The 4,669-nt window shown below is 74.9% G+C and carries 4 protein-coding genes; 1 reads left to right on the forward strand and 3 read right to left on the reverse strand.

The annotated features are described in order from the left end of the window. Window positions 1-90: 90 nt before the first annotated feature. The 3 genes from FNQ90_RS13130 to FNQ90_RS13140 form a co-directional block, all read right to left on the reverse strand. Entirely contained in the window at window positions 91-414 is a 324-nt protein-coding gene (locus FNQ90_RS13130; protein WP_182606545.1) for a hypothetical protein, read from the reverse strand. Further along, window positions 404-1,090 carry a TetR/AcrR family transcriptional regulator gene (locus FNQ90_RS13135; RefSeq protein ID WP_182606546.1) on the reverse strand — a complete coding sequence of 229 codons (687 nt, stop codon included), beginning with the start codon at window positions 1,088-1,090 and terminating at the stop codon, window positions 404-406. Before FNQ90_RS13135 ends, FNQ90_RS13130 begins: the two co-directional genes overlap by 11 nt. A gap of 72 nt (window positions 1,091-1,162) precedes the next feature. After that, window positions 1,163-2,185, reverse strand: coding sequence for an AurF N-oxygenase family protein (locus FNQ90_RS13140; RefSeq protein WP_182606547.1), 1,023 nt, complete (start codon window positions 2,183-2,185; stop codon window positions 1,163-1,165). A 547-nt stretch (window positions 2,186-2,732) separates the two neighbouring features. Here FNQ90_RS13140 and FNQ90_RS13145 point away from each other — a divergent pair. Beyond that, the coding region (locus tag FNQ90_RS13145) for a sensor histidine kinase (RefSeq protein ID WP_182606548.1) at window positions 2,733-4,669 on the forward strand (1,937 nt) is incomplete at its 3' end.

Genomic DNA, 4,669 nt, shown 5'->3' on the forward strand with positions numbered 1-4,669 from the left:
CCCCTCCCGCCGGCGGTTGGTGAGGGGGCGTTTGTGCCGGCCCCGGGACTCGTCCTCCGCACCCGGCCGGGGCCGGGGGCGGAGGGACGTTCACCGCCCGTCGTGGCGGGGTTCCCCCCGGTACCCGTCCCCGTCGGCGCCCGGGTCCGGGGACGGTCGGGACCAGGGCCATCGGGGCCCCTGCCGGGGCGCCGGCTCCGGGTCGTACACGTACCGCCAGCCGCGCACCAACCCCAGTCGGCGGGTGTGCCCGCGCGCCTCCAACCGGTAGACGTGCTCCTCGGCGACGGAGCCGTCGGGCCCGGGCACCGGTACCCGGTACTCCTTGGGCGGGCGCCCGGTCATGCCCAGCAGCACCGGCAGCACCCGGCCGTCCAACGGTCCCCCGACGAACGGGATCGGTTCATGCTTCACCTCGGCGCGCCCCTTCCGGGCCGGGGGACCCGACCGCCGCCAGGGCGGCGGCGGTCTGCGGATCGTGCCGGGCGGTGGCGGCCAGCACCGCCGAGCAGTGGTCCACCAGCCAGTCGCGCAGTTCCGCGCGGCCGGGCCGGCGCCCCTCGTCCAGCCAGGTCAGCGAGGCCGCCTCCACGGCGGAGATCCAGGTGCGGACCGCCATCAGCAGCAGCGGCCCCGGGCGTTCGACGGCCATGTGCGCCATGATCTGGTCGGCGGCGGCCCGTCGCACCCGGTCCACGATGGCGCCGGTGCGGGAGGTCTCCGCGACCCCGCCACCGCGCAGCAGGGCGGTGAACCCCTCGGCGTGGTCCTCCACGAAGGCCAGGTAACGGTCCAGGGCCCGGGCCAGGCGCTCCGGAAGGGGGCCGTGCCGGGGCTCGGTGAAACACCCCTCCAGCTCCTCGGCGGCGTCGAGGAGCACCGCCTCGTACAACTGTTGCTTGCCGCCGGGGAAGTACCGGTAGACCAGCGGCCGGGAGACACCGGCGGCACGGGCCACGTCCTCGGGGGAGACGTCCTCGGGGGCGTGGTGGGCGAACAGTCCCTGCGCGGCCCGGATCAGCTGTTCCCGGCGCGCGTCGGCGCTCAGTCTGCGGTAGGCCGGATCGGCCGGCGCGGGGGGCGTGCTCATGTCCGGAAGCGTAGTGCGCCGATCGACGCCGGGACGCGGGCCGGCCTCCGCGCCGACCCGCGCCCCGGCGGTTCAGGCCAGCAGCCCCGACTGCCGCCACATCCGCCGGGCGGGCCCCCGCAGGACCCCGATCCCGTCGAGGAACCCGGTCAACTTGTGGGCACCGTCGCGCATCACGGCCCGCCGGTGCTCGCTCGCCCGCACCTGGGCCACCGCCTCCCGGCGGTCCAGCCCGACCCGGGTGTAGACCTCCGGGTTGATGAAGGCCACCGAGAAGACCCGGGCGAACCCGCCGCAGCCGAGCCGGGTGAACTCGCGGTCCCAGCGGGGGGCGGTGAGCATTTGCCGACGCAGCTCCTCGCGGGCGTAGCGCACGTGTCGCGCCTCCTCCACCACGTGGATCCGGGTGACGCCGCGGATCAGCGGCTGAACCCGCTCGTCCGGGAAGGTCAGGCGCTGCATCCAGTCCAGCACCTCTTCGCCCAGGAGGGTCGCGGTGAAGGAGCCGGGCGTGGTGGAGAAGGTCTTGAAGAGCCGGCCGAGGTTGTGGTGGTGGCGCGAGACGGGGTAGGCGGGGGCGCCGGTCCAGCGGATGGCGCGCGCGAACATCATCGAGTGCCGGCACTCGTCGGCGATCTCGGTCAGCGCGTAGCGCACGTGCGAGCTGGTCATCGCCTTGTCGTAGATGTGACGGACCAGCAGCTGCATGAGGATCAGCTCGAACCAGATGCCCAACGAGGCCAGGGCTGCGGCCTCGTGGCGGGATAGGTCGACGCGCTGCTCCTCCGACATCCGGTACCACAGCGGGGTGTCGTAGAGGGAGACCAGCTCGGGCGGCCAGTACCACAGGCCGGCCACGGGAGGCGATTCCCACTCCAGCTCGGTGTCCGGGTCGAAGGAGTGCCGGGCGGAGGAGGCCAGCAGACGCTCGGCCACCCGTTCGCGGTCCCGCAGGGCGCCCAGGGCGTCGCGGAGGGCCTCGAAGTCGATGTCCTCACCGCCCGTGCCGGAGGACCCGGGGGGTCGGCCTTTTCCGGGGGCCTTTGCCGGGGCGCCCCCGCGCGGGAGCCGGGTCACGGGGTGCGGTGGTGTCATGGGCGACCTCCTCGGGGTACGGCGTGCGACGACGGCGCCCCCTTATGAGACTACTTGTCAACAAGGGCGTCAATCCCTCGTGCGGGTGTTCCGGGAACGGGCAACCCGGCTGTTCCCGACCGTTGTTCACGCCCGTTGTTCACCTCGCGGCCATGGTCACCGGGGATATCGGTAACCGTTACCGGCTGTGCTGGCGTCACCGATCCGGCACACCGCCCCGCGCAGGGGAGCGACGGGAGCCCGGGACCGGCCGGACGCGACGGGGAACCACCCGGGGACGGGGGTCCCGCGCCGGCACGACACCGGAAACCGCGGTGGAGAGCCGGTCCGCACGCCGGGCGTGCCGCGTGACCAGCGCGTGGCGCGCCGGGGGACGACACCCACCGGGAGACACCGGACGATGACACCCACAGCGAGCCGGCCGGGCCGCACCGCACCACCCGCCGGACGGCACCCGAAGCCGAAGGCGGCCCCCCGCCGACCCGGGCGCCCCCCTTCGCGGTGGCGCCCACCGGGCCCGAACTCCATCCGCGGCCGGGTGGCCCTCGTGCTGACCGTGCCCACCTGCCTGTTGCTCATCCTGGTCGGCGTCGGGGTCGCCGACCACGCCGGGCGGTGGTCCGCCGCCGGCCGCAGCGCCGAGCGGGTCGAGCTCTCCCTGGACGTGCAGAGGTTGGTCCGGGAACTACAGCGCGAGCACGGCCTGGGCACCGGGCTGGCGGTCGGCGCCGGTCGCTACCGGCCCGAACTCGCCGACACCCGTCGTCGCGTGGACGGCCTGCGCCGCACCGTCGACCGGGCGCTGGAGAAGGGCGACCCGGGGGCCGCGCCCGCCGTCCGCTCGGCGCTCGACGCGCTGAACCGCCTGCCCGGCATCCGCGACCGCATCGACAACGGGACCGCCGGAGCCGACGGACCCGCCTACTTCTCCGAGACCATCGCCGGCCTCAACCGGGCACTGGCCGAGGACCGGCCCGCCCACGACGACCGGGCCCTGATCACCGGTCTGGAAGCCCTGGACGGCCTGTCGGACGCCTCCGAGGCACTCTCCGTCGAGCGGTCCGTGCTCACCGCCGTCCTGGTCGCCGGGCGCTTCGAGCCGGTCGACCACCTCGCCTTCGTCCAGGCGCGCGGGGCCCGGGCCACCGCCCTGGCCGGACTGGACCGGGGGGCCGATCCCGTCGTCCGCTCCGCCGTGCGGAAGGTGCTGGAGTCCCCGGAGGGCCTGCGGCTGATCGAGGTGGAGGAGGAGCTCGCCGCCTCCGCCGACGGCCGTGAGCTCGCCGTCGACCCCCAGGAGTGGTGGAGCGCCTCGACCGCCGTCGTGGACGGTCTGCACGCCGTGCAGGCCGACACCGCCGACGCCGTGGCGTCGCGCGCCGAGGAACTGCGCGCCGACGCCGGTCGGCGACTGGTGGCCTTCCTGCTGTTGGGACTGGTGGTCATCGGCGCGGCCGTGCTGTTCTCCACCCTGGCCGCCCGCTCCGTCACCCGCCCCCTCACCAGGCTGGCCCGGGAGGCCGAGGACCTGGCCGGTCGCCGCCTGCCGGAGACCGTCCGCGCCGTGCAGGAGGCGGAACCGGAGGAGGCCCAACGCCTGCTGTCCGGCGCGCCCGGGACCTCGGCCGGGGACCCCCGGCGACGCGGAGAGCCGGAGGAGGTCGGCCAACTGGCCGCGGCCCTGAACCGGGTCGAGCACACCGCACTCGGACTCGCCGCAGAACAGGCCGTGCTGCGCCGCAACGGCACCGAGTCCCTGGCCCACCTCGGTCGCCGAAACCAGCAGCTCCTCCATCGCCAACTGCGTCTGATCACCGCGCTGGAGAGCAAGGAACTGGACCCCGATGCCCTGGGCGAGCTGTTCGAGCTGGACCATCTGGCCACCCGGATGCGCCGCAACGCGGACTCCCTGCTGCTGCTCGCCGGGGAGCAGTCCCCGCCCCGGGTGTGGAACGGCACGGTGCCGGTCGCCGAGGTCGTCCACTCGGCGATCTCCGAGGTGGAGGAGTACCGCCGGGTCGCCCTCGTGGAGGCCGCGCCCTGCCTGGTGCACGGCCGGTGGATCGCCGAACTGTCGCACCTGTTGGCGGAGTTGATCGAGAACGCGCTCACCGCCTCGCCGCCCTCCCGGCCGGTGGAGGTCTACGGCTGGTGGGACGGTGGCGAGTACTGCCTGGTGGTCCTGGACCGGGGCAGCGGCATGAGCGACGACGAACTCGACCTCGCCAACGAACGCCTGAGCGGTGAAGCGGAGTTCCTCGGGACGCCCACCCGGCGGCTGGGCCATTTCGTGGTGGGGGCGTTGGCCGCCCGGCTGGGCGCGCGGGTGGAGGTGCGGCACACCCAGGCCGACGCCCCGGTCGGGGCCGGGCACGGCGGCGGGGTCACCGCCTGGATCGTGCTGCCGCGCCGACTGCTGGTGGCCGCGGACGTCCCGACCGGCGCCGGTGGCTACGCCGAGCCGGGGGAGGCGGGGTACCGGGG

This window comes from Streptomyces alkaliphilus (assembly GCF_014141535.1).
GTDB lineage: Bacteria > Actinomycetota > Actinomycetes > Streptomycetales > Streptomycetaceae > Streptomyces > Streptomyces alkaliphilus.